This is a genomic window from Paraburkholderia sp. CNPSo 3274 (genome assembly GCF_024206475.1).
Taxonomy (GTDB): Bacteria; Pseudomonadota; Gammaproteobacteria; order Burkholderiales; family Burkholderiaceae; genus Paraburkholderia.
Window position 1 is genome coordinate 22,636 of sequence record NZ_JAMBPR010000026.1, and the last position, 18,214, is coordinate 40,849.

The following is an 18,214-nucleotide window of genomic DNA, read 5'->3' on the forward strand; positions in this document are numbered from 1 at the left end:
AAAAAAGCGGGGAATGCGAGTGTGCCTCGCTCCCCGCGAAGAACGACCATCCCCACGGCCGTCCAGAGGCAAACATTGGCCGCTAGCGGCTGCGCACGAGCTGCCAGGCACGCGAGAGATAGGTGATCGAGGCGAACCCGCTCCACACGTGCACGAGCCGCGTGAACGGGAAGATCACGAACAGCGTCATGCCCATGAAGAGGTGCATGCGGAAGATGAGCGGCGCGTCTGCCACGTAGCTCGCGGCGTCGCCGCGGAACGTGACGATGTGCTGCGCCCAGGTCATGAGCCGCACCATCATCGCGCCGTCCATGTGGCTCGCCGATTCGCCGATGGTGCTCAGCCCGAGCAGCAGCGTGACGAGCAGCCACAACAGCAGCACCTTGTCGCCCACACGCGTCACGGCTGAAACACGCGCGTTCGAAAGCCGCCTGTGCAGCAGGATCGCGAGGCCCACCAGACACATCGAGCCCATCACGCCGCCCGCGACCATCGCCACGAGCTGCTTGACCGCGTGCGGCACGCCGAGCCAGTCCCACACGGCAACGGGCGTGAGCAGACCGAACAGGTGCCCGAAGAAAAGCCCGAGCACGCCGACGTGAAAGAGAATGTTGCCAAGCCGCAAATGCCCGCGATAGAGCAACTGCGAACTGTCCGCCTTCCACGTGTACTGCTCGCGCTCGAAGCGCGCGAGGCTGCCGAACAGGAAGATGGCGGCGGCAATATACGGATAGATGCCGAACAAAAACTGACTGAACGTGTTCATGGCGATTCCTTTGCACAGGCGGCCGAAGTTGTCGCGGTGGCCACGGCAAACTGCGCTCGCGGGTGGAACTGAACGACCTGCGGCGAGTTGCTCGCGCCGAACGTGTGCATGAGCGGCTCTACGCCGTCCGCGCCGGTGCCGAAGCGTTCGAGCGCCTCGTCCATGTCGCGCACGGGCGCGCCCACGAGCGGCAGCGGCTCGACATCGCTCAGCTCGCACAGCACCGTGAAGATGCCCGCGTAGGGGCTTTCACTCTTCTCGAGCTGATTGCCAAGCGCCGCGAGTACGTGAATTGCCTCGCCAAGCAGCGCACTCGCCTCGTCCTCGCCAATCAGGCCGAGCACTTCGAGAAAGAGCGGCACGTAGTCGGGCAGTTCGCTCGTCGCGACGTCGAGGCCATGGTTGCGGTATTCATCGAGCAGATCGACCATCGCCTGGCCGCGCGCGCGGCTCTCGCCGTGCACGTGCTCGAACAGATGCAGCGAGTGGCGCGGATTGCGGTCGAAGGTGGCCACGTACGCTTCCTGCGACTCGACAAGCGAGCGCTCGCGCAGCGCCAGGATGAGCGGCGCCAGTTCGCGCACCGCGAATGCGCCGTTCGGCAGGGCTTCGAGCGCGGTTTCGATCTCGTCGAGCGCGTCGACCAAGGGCTGCTCGGGATAATCGAGCAGCGCGCAGAGAACCGGATAAATCGACATGATGGTGGCCTCCCGCTCAAGCTTCAGACGGCGTCTTGCGACGCGACTTCGGCATATCGACATACACGGCGCTGCCTTCGACCTTCGAGCCGAACAGCGAGCCCTCGGAAACGCCGCCCGAACACCCGTTGCCGAACGAGAAGCCGCAACTGCCCTTCTCGTTGAACGAGTCCTCGACCATTTCCTTGTGCGACGACGGCACGACGAAGCGGTCCTCGTAGTTCGCGATCGCCATGGTGCGGTACATGTCCTCGACCTGCTCGGGCGTGAGGCCCGCGCGCTCGAGAACCGCGTCGTCGTTCACGCCGTCCACGGCCTGGCTGCGCTTGTAGGCGCGCATCGCCAGCATGCGGTTGAGCGCCGAAATCACGGGCTTCTCGTCGCCGGCGGTCAGCAGGTTGGCGAGATAGCGCATGGGAATGCGCAGACTCGCCACGTCGGGAATCACGCCGTCCATGCCGATATGGCCCGCATCCGCGGCCGACTGGATCGGCGAAAGCGGCGGCACGTACCAGACCATCGGCAGCGTGCGGTACTCGGGGTGCAGCGGGAACGCGATCTTCCACTCGACCGCCATGCGGTACACGGGAGAGCGCACGGCGGCGTCGAGCCAGCTCTGCGGCACGCCCTGGCGGCGCGCCTCGGCCTGGATGGCGGGATCGTGCGGATCGAGGAACACGTCGAGCTGCGACTGATACAGATCCTGCGTCGATTCAACCGATGCCGCGTCGCTGATGCGATCCGCGTCGTAAAGCATGACGCCCAGATAACGGATACGGCCCACGCATGTCTCAGAGCAGACGGTAGGCTGCCCCGCCTCGATGCGCGGATAGCAGAAGATGCACTTCTCGGCCTTGCCGCTCTTCCAGTTGAAGTACATCTTTTTGTACGGGCAACCCGAGATGCACATGCGCCAGCCGCGGCACTTGTCCTGGTCGACGAGTACGATGCCGTCGTCTTCGCGCTTGTACACCGAGCCCGAGGGGCACGACGCCACGCATGCCGGATTCAGGCAGTGCTCGCACAGGCGCGGCAGATACATCATGAAGGTGTTCTCGAAGGTCGAGTACATCTCCTTCTGCACGTTCTCGAACAGCTTGTCGCGGCTGCGCGACGAGAACTCGCCGCCCAGGTCGTCTTCCCAGTTGGGACCCCAATGGATCTTGTCCATCTTCTTGCCGGTAAGGACCGACACGGGACGCGCAGTGGGCGGCGTCTGCGAGAGGCGCGCCTTCTGCAAATGCTCGTAGTCGAACGTGAACGGCTCGTAGTAGTCGTCGATACCGGGCAGGTTCGGGTTGGCGAACAGGTTGGCCAGCACCTTGAGCTTCGGGCCCTGGCGCGGCTCGATTTTGCCGTTGGGGTTGCGGACCCAGCCGCCGTTCCACTTCTCCTGGTTCTCCCACTCCTTCGGATAGCCGATGCCGGGCTTCGTCTCGACGTTGTTGAACCACGCGTACTCGACGCCATCGCGCGAAGTCCACACGTTCTTGCACGTGACGGAGCACGTATGGCAGCCGATGCACTTGTCGAGGTTCAGGACCATCGCCACCTGGGCGCGGATTTTCATGATGCGGCTCCTTCCTTCATCGGGCCTTCCAGCCACTCGACCTTCTTCATCTTGCGCACGATCACGTACTCATCGCGATTGCTGCCGACGGTGCCGTAATAGTTGAAGCCATACGCCAGTTGCGCGTAGCCGCCGATCATGTGCGTGGGCTTGAGCACCGTGCGCGTGACCGAGTTGTGAATGCCGCCGCGCATGCCGCTCGTTTCCGCGCCCGGAACGTTGATGATCTTTTCCTGCGCGTGATACATGAGGCACATGCCGCGCGGCACGCGCTGGCTCACCACGACGCGCGCAGTGAGCGTGCCGTTCACGTTGAACACTTCGACCCAGTCGTTGTCGACGAGCCCCGCTTCCTTCGCCTCGACTTCCGAGACCCAGACGTGCGGGCCGCCACGCGAAAGCGTGAGCATGCGCAGGTTGTCCGTGTACGTGGAGTGGATGCCCCACTTCTGGTGCGGCGTGATCCAGTTCAGCACGAGTTCGTGCTCGCCGTTGGGTTTCGCGCCGAGCATCGGCGAGGTCGTCTTCGTGTCGATGGCGGGCTTGTAGTTGCACAGGCCCTCGCCGAAGTCGAGCATCCAGCGGTGATCCTGATAGAACTGCTGACGGCCCGTGAGCGTGCGCCATGGAATCAGTTCGTGCACGTTCGTATAGCCCGCGTTGTAGCTCACCTCTTCCGATTCGAGCCCCGACCACGTCGGCGCGGAGATGATCTTGCGCGGCTGCGCCTGCACGTCGCGAAAGCGGATCTTGTCGTGCTCGCGGCCTTCGGCCAGATGCGTGTGATCGCGGCCCGTGATCTTCGAGAGCGCGTCCCACGCCTTCACCGCGACGTGGCCGTTGGTTTCCGGCGCGAAGGTGAGGATCATCTCCGCGGCGTCGATGGCCGTTTCCAGACGCGGGCGTCCCTCGGCCGCGCCGCGGTTCTGCTGGATGCCCGTGAGCTGTGCGAACTCGCCCACCTCGTGCACGGTGTTCCAGTTGATGCCCTTGCCGCCGTTGCCCAGCTTTTCGAGGAGCGGCCCAACGGAGGTGAACTTGTCGTAGATCTCGCGATAGTCGCGCTCCACGAGCGTCATCGAAGGCGCGGTCTTGCCCGGGATGAGATCGCATTCGCCAAGACGCCAGTCCTTCGGCTCGAACGCCTGGCCGAGTTCGCCCGGCGTGTCGTGCATGAGCGGCGTGCACACGAGGTCCGTGCGCTTGCCCAGATGCGTGCCGCCGATCTCCGAAAACTTCTTCGCGATGGCCTTGTAGATCTCCCAGTCGGTCTTGCTCTCCCACAGCGGCTGCACCGCCTCCGAAAGCGGATGGATAAACGGGTGCATGTCCGACGTGTTGAGGTCGTCCTTCTCGTACCACGTGGCCGAAGGCAGCACGATATCGCCGTACAGGCACGTCGTGCTCATGCGGAAGTCGAGCACCGTAAGCAGGTCGAGCTTGCCTTCGGCCGCCTCGCGCACGTTCACTTCGGAAGGCTTGATCGCGTCGGCTTCGTCGCCGAACAGCGCGTTCTGCGTGCCGAGCAGGTACTTGAGGAAATACTCGTGACCCTTGCCCGAGCTGCCCATGATGTTCGAGCGCCACACGAACATGTTGCGCGGGAAATTCGCGGGATTGTCGGGGTCGTCGCAGGCGAAATTCAATGCGCCCGACTTCAGCTGATCGACGGTGTATTGCACCGGCGGCACGCCCGCGCGCTGCGCGGCGTCCACCACGTCGAGCGGATTGGCGCCCAGTTGCGGCGCCGAAGGCAGCCAGCCCATGCGCTCGGACTTCGCGTTGAGGTCGAGCATCGACAGATTCTTGTAGCGTTCGCGGTCCGCGCCCGGGCCCAGAATCTCGTCCACGCTCACCTTCTCGTGACGCCACTGGCTCGTGTGGTTGTAGAAGAACGACGTGCCGTTCATCTGGCGCGGCGGGCGCGACCAGTCGAGCGCGAACGCGAGCGGCGCCCAGCCGAATTGCGGACGCAGCTTTTCCTGGCCCACGTAGTGCGCCCAGCCGCCGCCGCTTTGGCCGATACAACCGCACATCAGCAGCAGATTGATGATGCCGCGGTAGATCATGTCGTTGTGGTACCAGTGATTGAGCGCCGCGCCCACGATCACCATGCTCTTGCCGCGCGTGCGGTCGGCGTTGTCGGCGAACTCGCGCGCCACCTGGATCACGAGCTTGCGCGGCACCGTGGTGTGCTTCTCCTGCCATGCGGGCGTGCAGGGCACGTCGTCGTCATACGAGGACGCGACGTTCGAGCCGCCAAGGCCCTGATCGACGCCGTAGTTGGCCATCTGCAAGTCGTAGACGGTGGCGACCAGTACGCTCGTGCCGTCCGCCAGCGCCACGCGCTTCACGGGCACACGACGCGCGAGCAGCGCGCCATGTTCGCCGCCGAAGTACGGGAAGCCCACCTCGACCACTTCGTCATGCCGATCGACGAGCGAAAGGCGCGGATCGATTTCGCGGCCGCTGCCGCCGTCCTTCATTTCGAGGTTCCAGCGACCCACCTTCTTGCCGCCGTCGTGCTCGCCTTCGCCCCAGCGGAAGCCGATCGAGCCGTTCGGCGCAACGATGTCGCCCGTGGTCGCATCGATGGCGAGCGTCTTCCACTGCGGGTTGTTCGCTTCGTCGAGATTCGCGGCGAGTTGCGACGCGCGCAGGAACTGGTCCGGCACGAGCGAGCCATCGCGCTCGGCGAGCGTGACGAGCATCGGCATGTCGGTGTACTGCTTCACGTAATCGCGGAAGTACGCGGACTTAGCCGTTGCGTGAAACTCCTTGAGCACCACGTGGCCCATCGCGAGCGCGAGCGCCGCGTCGGTGCCCTGCTTCGGCGCGAGCCAGATATCGCCGAACTTCACCATCTCGCCGAAGTCGGACGACACGGCCACCGTCTTCGTGCCCTTGTAGCGGACCTCGGTGTAGAAGTGAGCGTCGGGCGTGCGCGTTTGCGGCACGTTCGAGCCCCACACCATGAGATACGTGGAGTTGTACCAGTCGGCCGATTCGGGCACGTCGGTCTGCTCGCCCCACACCTGCGGCGAGGAGGGCGGCAAATCGCAATACCAGTCGTAGAACGAGAGGCACGCGCCGCCGATCAGGCTCAGGTAACGCGCGCCCGCGGCGTACGAGACCATCGACATTGCCGGAATGGGCGAGAAACCCACCACGCGATCGGGACCGTACTTGCCGATGGTGTAGGCGTTGGCCGCCGCGATCATCTCGGTGGCCGTGTCCCAGCCCGCGCGCACGAAGCCGCCCTGGCCGCGCGCACGCTTGTAGTGAGCCGCCTTCTTCGGGTCCTCGACGATCGAAGCCCATGCCTTGACCGGGTCGAGCGTCTTGCGCGCCTCGCGCCACATCTCGATCAGGCGCCCGCGGATCATCGGGTACTTCACGCGCTGCGCCGAATACACGTACCAGCTATACGATGCGCCACGCGGGCAGCCGCGCGGTTCGTGATTGGGCAGGTCAGCGCGCGTGCGTGGATAGTCGGTCTGTTGCGTTTCCCACGTGATCAGGCCGTTCTTCACGTAAACCTTCCACGAGCACGAGCCCGTGCAGTTCACGCCGTGGGTCGAGCGTACGATTTTGTCGTGCTGCCAGCGGCTGCGATAGCCGTCTTCCCACTTGCGGTCCTCGTTCACCACCGCGCCGTGGCCTTTCGAAAACGTCGACTTCACGCGCGACATGAACTTCAACCGGTCCAGAAAATAACTCATCAGGCTCTCCGGGACTGCTGCTGGAATCGATCGATCGCGCCTGTCGCCGCCCGCTTGCATTGCAATGCGTGGCGACGGGCAGCTGTATCGTTCTGAGTATGGCGAGCGGGCGCGTGCCTGCCCATTCATCAAGGGGAGAGTTCGGGCCGCGCAATGGGATGAGTCCCCTTGCGCCGCGCTACTCCCAAAGGACTAGTCCGAATCAGCAAGGCATGGACGCGTTGCGGCGTGCATAGAAGAGCCACGTCACCGCCGCGCACACCACATAGAAGCCGATGAAGCACACGAGCGCGCCGACCGGTGAACCGGTCATGTCGAGCGACGTGCCAAAGCTCTTCGGAATGAAGAAGCCGCCGTACGCGCCCATCGCGCCCGCGAAGCCGAGCACCGCCGCCGATTCCTTGCCCGCTTCGGCGAGCGCGCTGCGTTGTCCGTCATCGCCCTTGCCCTTCGCGGCGCGTTGATGCTGCGTGAGGAAAATCACGGGAATCATGCGGAAGGTCGAGCCATTGCCGATGCCGGTGAGCGCGAACAGCACGACGAACATCGCGAGGAAGCCGGCGAAGCTGCCCTGTGCGCCGCCCAGCGCGCCGCCTGGCAGGAACACGATCACGCCGGTCACCGCGACGATCATCGCGAGGAAGGTCCAGAGCGTGACGCGCGCGCCGCCGAGCTTGTCCGAGATCCAGCCGCCAACGGGGCGCGTGAGCGCGCCGGCGAGCGGCCCGAGGAAGGCCCATGCAGTCGGGTTGATGGCGGGAAACTCCGCCTTGGTGAGAAGCGCGAGGCCGGCCGAGAAGCCAATGAACGAGCCGAACGTGCCGACATAGAGAAAGCACATGATCCAGTTGTGCGCGCGGCGGAAGATCACGGCCTGCTCGCTGAACGAGGCCTTCGCATCGGCGATGTCGTTCATGCCGAACCACGCGGCGAACGAAGACACGACGATGAGTGGAATCCACACGAAGCCTGCGTTCTGCAGCCAGATGCTGTGCTCGACGCCGTCCTTCACGTAGGTCTGCCCGTCGCCGAGCAGGCCAGCGAACACGGCCGTCGAGATGACGATCGGCGTGACGAACTGCACGAGCGAGACACCGAGGTTGCCGATGCCCGCGTTGAGGCCGGTGGCAAAACCCTTGCGCGCCTTCGGAAAGAAGAAGCTGATGTTCGCCATCGACGAGCTGAAGTTCGCGCCGCCAAGACCACACAGCAGCGCGAGCACGAGCAGCGTCGAATAGGAGGTGGACGGATCGCGCAGCGCGAAGCCCATGCCGAAGGCCGGGATCAGGAGGCTCGCCGTGGAGATCGCCGTGAAGCGGCGGCCGCCGAATATCGGCACGAGAAACGAATAGAAGATGCGCAGCGTGGCGCCCGAAAGCGCGGGCAGCGCCGTGAGCCAGAAGAGTTCGTTCTTCGTGAAGTGAAAGCCGCCCTTGTCGAGATTGACGACCGTGACGCTCCACAGCGACCACACCACGAACGCCAGCATCAGCGCGGGAATCGAAATCCACAGGTTACGGGTGGCGATCTGCTCGCCGGAAGCCTGCCAGAACCGGGTGTTCTCGGGCTCCCATTGGGTCAGGAGATATTTGGACATGATTGTGCTCGTACAGTAGGCGCCGCACGCGCGGCGCAGGTTGGATCATTCGGAGTACGTGGTTTCCTTCGGCGCCAGCGTCGCGGCGCTAACCTTGCGCGCGAGCTTCGCGCTGCCGTGGGCGAGCGCTTCGGGGCGGAACGAGAAGTGCATGAACAGCAGGCTCACCACAGTGGCGCCGAACATCAGCATGAAGCAGGTGGTGCGCACGCCCGTCAGGTCGACGAGCAGGCCGAACAGGATCGGCAGCACGAAGCCCGCGAGACCGCCCGCCAGCCCCACGACGCCGGAGACGGCGCCGATGTTGTCGGTGTACTCGTCGCCGATGAACTTGAAGACCGAGGCCTTGCCCACCGCCATCGCAATGCCGACGACGAACATCAGCACCGTGTAGAACACCGGTCCCGTACTGATTTGCAGACCGAGCGGGCCATGCGCGCTATGGATCACGAAGTCGGTCGGCGGATAGCTCAGCAGGAAGAAGCACGCGAGCGCGACCCACATCACGGCCCACGTCGTGCGATAGGCGCCATAGCGGTCGGAGAGCCAGCCGCCTAGCGCACGCAGCACGCCGCCGGGCAGCGAGAAGCACGCAGCGAGAAACGCGGCCTGCTCGATGCCGAAGCCGTACTGGTTCACGTAGTACTGCGGCATCCAAAGCGACAGGCCGACATAGCCGCCGAACACCACCGAGTAGTACTGCGCGTAGCGCAGCACGCGCGGGTCGGCGAGCAGCCGCATCTGGGTCGCAACGCTCGCCGTGCCGGGCGCGCGGTGCGCCGGGTTGCTCGCGGAGAACATCCAGAACAGCAGCGCGGTCACGAGCATCGCGACGGCGTAGACCTTCGGCACGATCGTCCACGTGCCGGCCGCGACGATCAGCACCGGCGCGACGAACTTGTTGAGCGCGGCGCCCGAGTTGCCCGCGCCGAAGATGCCCATGGCGAGACCCTGGCGCGACTTCGGGAACCAGCGCGCGACATAGGGCGTGCCGACCGAGAACGATGCGCCAGCTAACCCCACGAACAGGCCGAGCACGAGGAATTGCCACAGTTGCGTCGCGTACGAGACGAGCCAGATCGGCACGACGGTCACGAGCATGGTGATGAAGAAGACGATGCGCCCGCCAACGCGATCGGTCCAGATGCCGAGCGGTACGCGGGCGAGCGAGCCGGTGAGCACGGGCATCGCGGCAATCAGGCCGAATTCGGTATCGGTGAGGTGAAGCTGTTTTTTGAGCGGAATGCCGAGGATCGCGAACATCATCCAGACGGCAAAGCAGATCGTGAACGCGAAGGTGCTCGAACCCAGCGCGCGCCAGGCACGACTATCGGCGACAGGATCCGCCTGCGGGGATAGACCGGCTTTCATGGATTTCCCTCTTGTCGTTTTGTTCACGTGACAAGCGTAGGAAAACCGAAAGGTGCGGGCTATTCTCCGCAGGGAGTGGGCGACGATGCGCCGCTAGGTCTTAAGGAGTAGTACCGGGGGAATGTGACGGCGCGGAAGAAAACCCGCAGGCATGCAAATGCGCCAGCGAGCAACAAGAATATGTCGAAAAGCCGTAGCGTGTCATGAAACACGCTACGGCATGGTGTCGCAGAGGATCAACGCAAAATCAGCGGAAGACCACCGTCTTGTGCCCGTTGAGCACGATGCGATGCTCCACGTGCCACTTCACCGCGCGCGCGAGCGTCACGCACTCGACGTCGCGGCCAATCGCGGTGAGCTGGTCCGGCGTCATGTTGTGATCCACGCGCTCGACTTCCTGCTCGATGATCGGACCTTCGTCGAGATCGGACGTCACATAGTGTGCCGTTGCGCCAATCAGCTTCACGCCACGATCGAACGCCTGGTAGTACGGCTTCGCGCCCTTGAAGCTCGGCAGGAACGAATGATGGATATTGATCGCGTGGCCTTCGAGCGCCTTGCAAAGCTGCGGCGAGAGGATCTGCATGTAGCGCGCGAGCACCACGAGATCGGCGCCTTCGCGGTTCACCACTTCGAGCACGCGCGCTTCCTGCGCGGCCTTGTCGGCCTCAGTGCCGCCGAGCAGCGGGAAGTGATGGAACGGAATGTTGTAGCTCGCGGCGAGCTGATAGAAGTCCTTGTGATTCGAGATGATCGCCGGAATCTCGATAGGCAGCTGGCCGGTGCGATAGCGGAACAACAGGTCGTTCAGGCAATGGCCGATCTTCGAGACCATGATGACGACGCGCGGCTTCACGTTCGCGTCATGCAGTTCCCAGCGCATGCCGAACTCCTGCGCGAGCGGCTCGAACGCGCTGCGCAGGCCGTCGAGGCCCGGGTCGCCGCCCACCTGCTGGAAGTGCACGCGCATGAAGAACTCGCCCGTATGGCTGTCGCCGAACTGGGCCGAGTCGAGAATATTGCTGCCGCGTTCGAACAGGAAGCCCGACACGGCATGCACGATGCCAGGCCGGTCGGCGCACGACAGTTTGAGGATGAAGCTGTGATCGGTCGACATGACCTTAATAACTCCCGTCAATACTTTGGTGGTGCTAAAAGGGCTTTGGGCTTTGCTAAAAGAACCGGCGCCCTTTCACAGCGTCGGCGGTTCGAAGATCGCGGCAATGCCCTCGCACGCGTCTTCGTCTATCCATTGGTGGCGCAGTAAGCAGTCGAGCGTCGCGAGGCTCGCGTCCACCGTCATCGCGCCCTCCTCGATCCAGCGCGCGGTTTCGTCGATGCGCGCGAGGCGATGCTCGCCCACTTCGCCGTCCTGGTTGTGCGGCACGAAATCGGCCGGGAGCACGAGGTCGTAGATGAAGATCTGCTCGGCCTGCGTGCCTTCCGGCAGCGACTGCAGCACGTGCACCGTGCGGCCCGCGCGCGCCTCGCGCGCCAGCTCCCCGGCAATGCCAGCCTCTTCCCAGCATTCCTTCACAAGCGTGGCCTCGATGCCGAAGCCCCAACCGATGCCGCCCGCCACGATGTTATCCAGCATGCCGGGGTCGGTGGCCTTGGTGCGGCTGCGCCGCGCGATCCACAATTGCGGCACGCCGGGCGACAACGGATCCGCGTATTCTACGACGCCGTTCAGATGCACCGCGTACGTCATCGTGCCGAAAAAGCGCGAGGCCGCGCGTTCGATAAAGGCGAGCGGCGGCGCGTCGAAGGCGTTGCGGATCGCGTAGGTTTCGTTGCGCCAGCCCGGAATGTGCCCTTCCGCTGCGAGTGCGCCGATCACCGAACCGAGCGCCGCGCTGCGCGTCGTGACGTTCTCGAAGTGCGCGGCGAGCGTCACGCGTGCGCTATGCGCATCGCCGTCGATTTCGAACACGTCGGGCCAGCGTGCGAGCAGCGCCACATCGTTCACGCGTATCCAGCCCACGCGCTCGTCACCGATATGAAACGGCAGATGCGCGCCGGCATCGAAACGCCGCGCGTCGGTAATGCAAGGCAAGGTCATCGGTCAGGACTCCGTAGATCAGTCACGCAAGGCGACGCGAATGCCGATGGCGATGAAGGTGACGCCGGCGAGGCGGTCGAGCCACACGCCCGCGCGCGGCCGGCGCTTCAACCAGCCGCCGATCGTGCCCGCGCACAGCCCGAAGAGGGAGAACACCACGACCGTCTGCGCCATGAACACGAGGCCAAGCTCGAGCATCTGCAGCGTGACGTGCTGCGCGCCATGCGGGTCGACGAACTGCGGCAGGAACACGACGAAGAACAGCGTCACCTTCGGATTCATGATGTTGCCGAGCACGCTCTGTCGAAAGATCGCGGAGAGTGGCTGGCGCGGCTTGTCGCCGGCGGCGGCGAGACCCTGGCTGCGCAGCGCCTTCACCCCGATCCACACGAGATACGCGGCACCCGCGAGCTTGAGGATCTGGAACGCGAGCGGCGAAGAGCGCAGCACGGCGGCCACGCCGAGTGCCGCGAGCGTGGTGTGGAACGTCACGCCCGCGGCGAAACCGAGCGCGGCCACGAGACCGGCGGCGCGGCCCTGCGAAATGCCGCGCGCGAGCACCTGGAGATTGTCGGGACCGGGCGCGAACGTGATGGCGATGGAGGTAGCGAGAAAGAGCGCGAAATTCGGCATGAGATCGACTCGTGGCGGGGTGCGTTCGGGGTTCAGTGGCCGCCGAAGGCGGTCACGGTGAAGAGCGGCAGGCCTGCATCGGTGAGCAGCTTCGAGCCGCCCAGATCCGGAAGGTCGATGATCGCGGCGCCCTCCACCACGCTCGCGCCGAGGCGTTCGAGCAGCAGCTTGCCGGCCATCATGGTGCCGCCGGTGGCAATCAGGTCGTCGACGATCACGACGCGGTCGCCCTTGCTGCAGGCGTCCTCGTGAATCTCGACGGTCGCTTCGCCGTATTCGAGCTTGTAGGTCTCGGAAACGGTCTTGTACGGCAGCTTGCCGATCTTGCGGATTGGAATGAAGCCCACGTTCAGCTCATACGCGACGATCGGTCCGATGATGAAACCGCGCGCGTCGAGCCCTGCCACGTAGTCGAGCTTCGCATCGACATAGCGTTCGACGAAGAGGTCGATCAGCACGCGCAGGCCCTTCGGATGGCGGATGAGTGGCGTGATATCGCGGAACTGCACTCCCGGCTGAGGCCAGTCGGGCACCGTGCGGATCAGGCTCTTCACGAACTGGGCGGCTTCAGCGCTCGGGTTCGCAGGTGCGTTGGACATGGTTTCTCCGGGTAGTGACGCTAGTGACTCAATAAAGAACAGCAGGACTGTTTTAACGGGGCGGGACCCCGCAAGCGCGATTTCTCGATGACGGCAGCGACGGTGGCAACGACGGCCTGTCAGGCCGCCGCCGCGCCCGCGCCCGCCCCACCCGGCTTGCGATGCCGCGAAAGCCGCTCCTCGGCCTGCGCGAGCTGCTCGGGCAAACCGCGCAGCACGACGATGTCGGCCTCGCGCAGTTTGGTCGATGGGTCCGGTTCCACGCCGCGAATGCCGTGGCGGCGGATCGCCGTCACCTCCACGCCAAGCTCGGACAGGCCCAGTTCCGCGAGCGTGCGGCCCACGGCGTCGGCGCGCTCGTCGACCGGTACGGATTGTAGCCGCACCTGCTCGTGACCGTCCTCGCCCACATCGTCGGTGCCGTGGAAGTAGCCGCGCAACAGGCTGTAACGTTCGTCGCGCAGTTCCTCTACGCGGCGCACCACGCGCCGCATCGGCACGCCCATGAGCACCAGCATGTGCGAGGCGAGCATCAGGCTGCCTTCCACGATCTCCGGAATCACCTCGGTCGCGCCAGCGGCGAGCAGGCGTTCGAGATCGGCGTCGTCTACCGTGCGCACGATCACGGGCAAGGTGGGCTCCAGCTCGTGAATGTGATGGAGCACGCGAAACGCCGATTGCGTATTGGCATACGTGATCGCCACCGCAGCCGCACGGTGGATGCCCGCCGCGACGAGCGACTCGCGCCGCGCCGCGTCGCCGAACACCACCGACTCGCCCGCCGCCGCCGCGGCCGCCACACGATCGGGGTCGAGGTCGAGCGCGACGTACGAAAGGCCCTCGTATTCGAGCATGCGCGCGAGGTTCTGCCCCGCGCGGCCGTAGCCGCACACGATCACATGGCCGCTTTGCTTGATGCTTTGCGTGGCGATGCGCGTCATCATCAGCGACTGTTGCATCCATTCCGTCGAGGAGAGGCGCAGCACGATGCGGTCGGCGTTCTGGATCAGGAACGGCGCGGCGAGCATCGACAGCAGCATGGCCGCGAGGATCGCCTGGAGCAGCGTGGCATCGACGAGGTGCTTGTCGAGAATGAGGTTCAGCAACACGAAACCGAATTCGCCGGCCTGCGCGAGGCCGAGACCCGTGCGCATGGCCACGCCCGGCGAGGCGCCGAAAATACGCGTGAGCGCGGTGATGAGCACGGCCTTGAGCACGACCGGCCCGAGGAAGAACGCCGCCACCATGATGGGGTGCTGCCAGATCACGTGCGGATTGAGCAGCATGCCCGTGGTCACGAAGAAGAGGCCGAGCAGCACGTCGCGAAACGGCTTGATGTCTTCTTCCACCTGGTGCTTGTACGGTGTTTCGGCGATCAGCATGCCCGCGATGAAGGCGCCGAGCGCGAGCGAGAGGCCGAACTTGTCGGTGATGAACGCGGCGCCCAGCGTGACGAGCAGCACGTTGAGCACGAACAGCTCCTGCGAGCGGCGGCGCGCGACCACGGTGAACCAGCGCGTCATGAACTTCTGCCCGACGATGAGCAAAATGCCGAGCGCGAGCACGATCTTCACGGCGGCGGTGCCGAGCGACTCGACGAGCGATGCCGAAGAACCACCGAACGCCGCGATCACGATGAGAAGCGGCACCACGGCCAGATCCTGGAACAGCAGCACGCCCATAATGTTGCGGCCATGCTCCGATTCGATCTCGAGCCGCTCGGAAAGCATCTTGCTGACAATAGCCGTGGACGACATGGCGAGCGCGCCGCCCAGCGCCACGCAGGCCTGCCACGTGATATGGACCCACGGCTCCAGCACGAGCCCGAGCAAAAGCGCCACCACGATCGTGCCTAGCACCTGCGAGAGCCCGAGGCCGAACACGGCATAGCGCATGGCGCGCAGCTTCGAGAGCGAGAACTCGAGGCCGATGGAGAACATCAGGAACACGACGCCGAATTCGGCCAGGTTCTGGGCGCCATGCGTGTCCGGCACGATGCCGAGCGAGCGCGGGCCCACGAGAATGCCCACCGAGAGGTAGCCGAGCATCGGCGGAAGATTCAGATAACGAAACAGCACGACGCCAACCACCGAGGCGAGCAGCAGGAACAGCGTCATTTCCAGCGGGGAGATCATCGTGTGAAGCGTCCTCGTTCGTCAGCGTTGTTACCGGCGATGCAAATTCTGCCCCGCGCCGGGTCAATGATCGACGCAAAGGCGGCTACATGGGAAGGGCTACGGAGAACTGCTGGGCTAGCCGGGCGGCTCGCGCACGGGGTTTGGCGCTGGGGGCGCCGGCGCGGCGCGCAGACGCCTTTGCTATACTCCGCGGATGATAGCGAAAATCAATGGCGACCGGGCGCTGAAGCTCGCTCGCAACGTGCTCGACATCGAAGCGGACGCCGTGCGCGGGCTTCGCGACCGGCTCGACGACAACTTCGTCGGCGCGGTCGACCTCATCCTCAGCTGCCGCGGACGCGTGGTTGTTTCCGGCATCGGCAAATCGGGCCACATTGCCCGCAAGCTCGCGGCCACCCTGGCCTCCACGGGCACCCCGGCGTTCTTCGTGCATCCGGCGGAAGCGAGCCACGGCGACCTCGGCATGGTCACCGCCGACGACGTCTTCATCGGCCTGTCGAACTCCGGCGAATCGGAAGAACTCGTGGCGATCCTGCCGCTCGTCAAGCGCATTGGCGCGAAGCTCATCGGCATGACGGGCAATCGCCCGCAATCGACGCTCGGCCAGCTCTCGGACGTGCATCTGGACGCCGGCGTGGAGAAGGAGGCCTGCCCGCTGAACCTCGCACCTACCGCGAGCACGACGGCGGCGCTCGCGCTCTCGGACGCACTCGCGGTCGCGGTGCTCGACGCACGCGGCTTCGGCGCCGACGACTTCGCACGCTCGCATCCGGGCGGCGCGCTCGGCCGGCGCCTGCTGACCTACGTGCGCGACGTGATGCGCACGGGCGACGAAATCCCGAAGGTGCGCGACGACGTCACCGTGCGCGACGCCCTCTTCCAGCTCACGGCCAAACGCATGGGCATGACGGCGGTCGTCAACGCCGACGGCCACGTGCAAGGCATTTTCACCGACGGCGACCTGCGCCGCGTGCTCGAGCGCGTGGGCGATTTCCGCGACCTGCCGATCGCGCAGGTCATGACGAAAGGCCCGCGCACCATCGGTCCGGACCAACTTGCCGTCGAAGCCGTGGAACTGATGGAGCGCCATCGCATCAATCAGATGCTGGTCGTCGATGCCGAGGGCACGCTGATCGGCGCCCTCAATATGCACGACCTGTTCTCCAAGAAGGTGATCTGATGGCTAGCCCACTCGACGCAACCGCGCGCGCCGCGCGCGTGCGCCTCATGATTTTCGACATCGACGGTGTGCTCACCGATGGCGGCCTGCTCTTCACCGGCGCGGGCGACACGATGAAGGCGTTCAACTCGCTCGACGGCCACGGCGCGAAGCTCCTGCGCGAAGCCGGCATCGACACGGCCATCATTACGGGGCGCCGCTCGGAGATCGTCGCAGTGCGTGCGAAGGAACTGAAGATCACGCACCTGTGGCAAGGCGCGGAAGACAAGCGCGTAGCATTCGCCGAACTGCTCTCGCAAACGGGCATTGCGCCCGAAGCGTGCGGCTACATGGGCGATGACTGGCCCGACCTCGGCGTGATGCTCCAGTGCGGCTTCGCGGCCGCGCCCGCGAACGCCCATCCGGACGTGCTCTCGCGCGCCCACTGGGTGTCCGACAAGGTCGGCGGCCACGGCGCCGTGCGCGAAGTCACCGACCTGATCCTGCGCGCGCAAAACCGTTACGACGCCCTGCTCGCCGCGGCCTGCGCACCGCTGGCCGGGATGCCGCGATGAACCAGAAGTTCCGCCTCACCTCGCTCGTGCCGCTCGTGTGCGTCGCCGCGCTCGCCGGTTTCACGTGGTGGCTGCTGCAGGCCGTCCAGCCGCGCGAGAAGGAGGCGGCGCCGCGTGCGCCCACGCATACGCCCGACTATTTCTCGGACAACTTCTCTGTGTCCGAGCTCGACCAGTCGGGCGCTACGCAGTACCGGCTCACGGCCACGCACATGGTTCACTACGAGGACGACGAGAACAGCGACCTCACGAACCCGGCCGTGCGCGCATTCCAGCCCGGCAAGCCGATCGTCACGGCCACCGGGCTGCGCGGCACGGTCAACGCCGACGCCTCGATCGTCAATCTGTACGACAACGCGCGCATTCTGCGCGCGGCTGGCGCAGGCGACCCCGAAATGCAGGCTGATTCCGAGCATTTCAAAGTGCTCGTGAACGACGATGTGATCCTGACCGAAAAGCCGGTTAAACTTCGACGCGGCCAGTCGGTCATGACGGCCACCAGCGGCATGAACTACAACAATGTCTCCCGGGTCATCCAGCTCTTCGGCAACGTCCGTGGAGCGATCGCCCCGGCTGACTCCGGCGGCTCGTCCTGAACGCCGGGCCGTCCACGCAAGGCACGATTGCATGAACGATTCGCTTCCCCGTCCACTGAACGGCCGTTCGCCCGACGCGCGCCGCGCACGCTTCGCGACGCTGATGGCACTCGCCGGCGCGCTGCTGTTCGCCGGCCTCGCGCCCGCGGCCCACGCCGAGCGCGCCGACAAGGACAAGCCGCTCAATATCGAAGCGGACAACATGACCTATGACGATCTGAAGCAGCAGACCGTCTTCACGGGCCACGTGGTCGCCACCAAGGGCACGATCCTCATCAAGGCCGACAAGCTCGTCGTCACGCAGGACCCGCAGGGCTACCAGTTCGCGACCGGCACCGTCGCGCCGGGCACGCCCGCCGAGAAGCTCGCCTACTTCCGCCAGAAGCGCGAAGGCCTCGACGAATACGTCGACGGCACGGCCGAGCGCATCGACTACGACGGCAAGCAGGACCTCACCACGCTCACGACGCGCGCCACGGTGCGCCGCCTGCAGGGCCTCTCTACGGTGATGGATCAGGTCCACGGCAGCGTCGTCACGTACGACGGCCAGAACGACTTCTATACGGCACGCTCCGGAAAGGACGTCGCAGGTCCCGGCAACCCCGGCGGCCGCGTTCGCGCCATGCTCTCGCCGCGCAACACCACCACCGGCGCACAGCCGCCCGCCGGCGCCCCGGCCGCGCTCACGCCGTCCACCAAGCTGCAGGAAGCGCCGCCACAGTGAATAC

General features: G+C 65.2%; 15 protein-coding genes. 4 read left to right on the plus strand and 11 right to left on the minus strand.

The features are described from left to right. Positions 1 to 82: 82 nt before the first annotated feature. The 11 genes from narI to M3I54_RS19170 all read right to left on the minus strand — a co-directional run bounded on the left by narI (position 83) and on the right by M3I54_RS19170 (position 15,153). Positions 83 to 766 carry a respiratory nitrate reductase subunit gamma gene (narI, locus tag M3I54_RS19120; RefSeq protein ID WP_254338623.1) on the minus strand — a complete coding sequence of 228 codons (684 nt, stop codon included), beginning with the start codon at positions 764 to 766 and terminating at the stop codon, positions 83 to 85. Further along, positions 763 to 1,464 carry a nitrate reductase molybdenum cofactor assembly chaperone gene (gene narJ / locus M3I54_RS19125; RefSeq protein WP_254338624.1) on the minus strand — a complete coding sequence of 234 codons (702 nt, stop codon included), beginning with the start codon at positions 1,462 to 1,464 and terminating at the stop codon, positions 763 to 765. Before narJ ends, narI begins: the two co-directional genes overlap by 4 nt. Positions 1,465 to 1,480: 16 nt before the next feature. After that, positions 1,481 to 3,034, minus strand: a complete 1,554-nt coding sequence (gene narH / locus M3I54_RS19130; protein ID WP_254338626.1) for a nitrate reductase subunit beta — start codon at positions 3,032 to 3,034, stop codon at positions 1,481 to 1,483. Further along, complete coding sequence (locus tag M3I54_RS19135) at positions 3,031 to 6,756, minus strand: nitrate reductase subunit alpha (RefSeq protein WP_254338628.1); 3,726 nt, start codon at positions 6,754 to 6,756, stop codon at positions 3,031 to 3,033. Before M3I54_RS19135 ends, narH begins: the two co-directional genes overlap by 4 nt. A gap of 202 nt (positions 6,757 to 6,958) precedes the next feature. After that, on the minus strand, positions 6,959 to 8,353 hold the full coding sequence (locus M3I54_RS19140) for a NarK family nitrate/nitrite MFS transporter (RefSeq protein WP_254338631.1): 1,395 nt from the start codon (positions 8,351 to 8,353) through the stop codon (positions 6,959 to 6,961). A 45-nt stretch (positions 8,354 to 8,398) separates the two neighbouring features. Continuing rightward, positions 8,399 to 9,724, minus strand: a complete 1,326-nt coding sequence (locus tag M3I54_RS19145; RefSeq protein ID WP_375542166.1) for a nitrate/nitrite transporter — start codon at positions 9,722 to 9,724, stop codon at positions 8,399 to 8,401. 247 nt (positions 9,725 to 9,971) lie between these two features. Beyond that, on the minus strand, positions 9,972 to 10,841 hold the full coding sequence (gene purU / locus M3I54_RS19150) for a formyltetrahydrofolate deformylase (RefSeq protein ID WP_254338633.1): 870 nt from the start codon (positions 10,839 to 10,841) through the stop codon (positions 9,972 to 9,974). A gap of 75 nt (positions 10,842 to 10,916) precedes the next feature. Further along, positions 10,917 to 11,786: an NUDIX hydrolase family protein gene (locus M3I54_RS19155; RefSeq protein WP_254338635.1), complete on the minus strand. Its 870-nt coding sequence runs from the start codon at positions 11,784 to 11,786 to the stop codon at positions 10,917 to 10,919. 18 nt (positions 11,787 to 11,804) lie between these two features. Then, positions 11,805 to 12,419, minus strand: coding sequence for a LysE family translocator (locus tag M3I54_RS19160; protein WP_254338637.1), 615 nt, complete (start codon positions 12,417 to 12,419; stop codon positions 11,805 to 11,807). Positions 12,420 to 12,451: 32 nt separating this feature from the next. Next, complete coding sequence (locus M3I54_RS19165) at positions 12,452 to 13,018, minus strand: adenine phosphoribosyltransferase (RefSeq protein ID WP_254338638.1); 567 nt, start codon at positions 13,016 to 13,018, stop codon at positions 12,452 to 12,454. 119 nt (positions 13,019 to 13,137) lie between these two features. After that, entirely contained in the window at positions 13,138 to 15,153 is a 2,016-nt protein-coding gene (locus M3I54_RS19170; protein ID WP_254338640.1) for a cation:proton antiporter, read from the minus strand. A gap of 196 nt (positions 15,154 to 15,349) precedes the next feature. Here M3I54_RS19170 and kdsD point away from each other — a divergent pair, with 196 nt between their 5' ends. Genes kdsD through lptA form a run of 4 tightly spaced genes read left to right on the plus strand, consistent with a single transcriptional unit; the run spans position 15,350 to position 18,210 of the window. After that, a complete protein-coding gene (gene kdsD / locus M3I54_RS19175; protein ID WP_028201866.1) occupies positions 15,350 to 16,336 on the plus strand; it encodes an arabinose 5-phosphate isomerase KdsD in 987 nt (328 codons plus the stop codon). After that, positions 16,336 to 16,890 (plus strand): HAD family hydrolase, encoded by a 555-nt coding sequence (locus M3I54_RS19180; protein WP_254338642.1) that lies wholly within the window; start codon positions 16,336 to 16,338, stop codon positions 16,888 to 16,890. The genes kdsD and M3I54_RS19180 overlap by 1 nt, the downstream gene beginning before the upstream one ends. Next, positions 16,887 to 17,486 (plus strand): LPS export ABC transporter periplasmic protein LptC, encoded by a 600-nt coding sequence (lptC, locus tag M3I54_RS19185; RefSeq protein WP_254338644.1) that lies wholly within the window; start codon positions 16,887 to 16,889, stop codon positions 17,484 to 17,486. Before M3I54_RS19180 ends, lptC begins: the two co-directional genes overlap by 4 nt. A gap of 31 nt (positions 17,487 to 17,517) precedes the next feature. Next, positions 17,518 to 18,210 (plus strand): lipopolysaccharide transport periplasmic protein LptA, encoded by a 693-nt coding sequence (lptA, locus tag M3I54_RS19190; RefSeq protein WP_254338646.1) that lies wholly within the window; start codon positions 17,518 to 17,520, stop codon positions 18,208 to 18,210. The last annotated feature ends 4 nt before the right edge of the window (positions 18,211 to 18,214 follow it).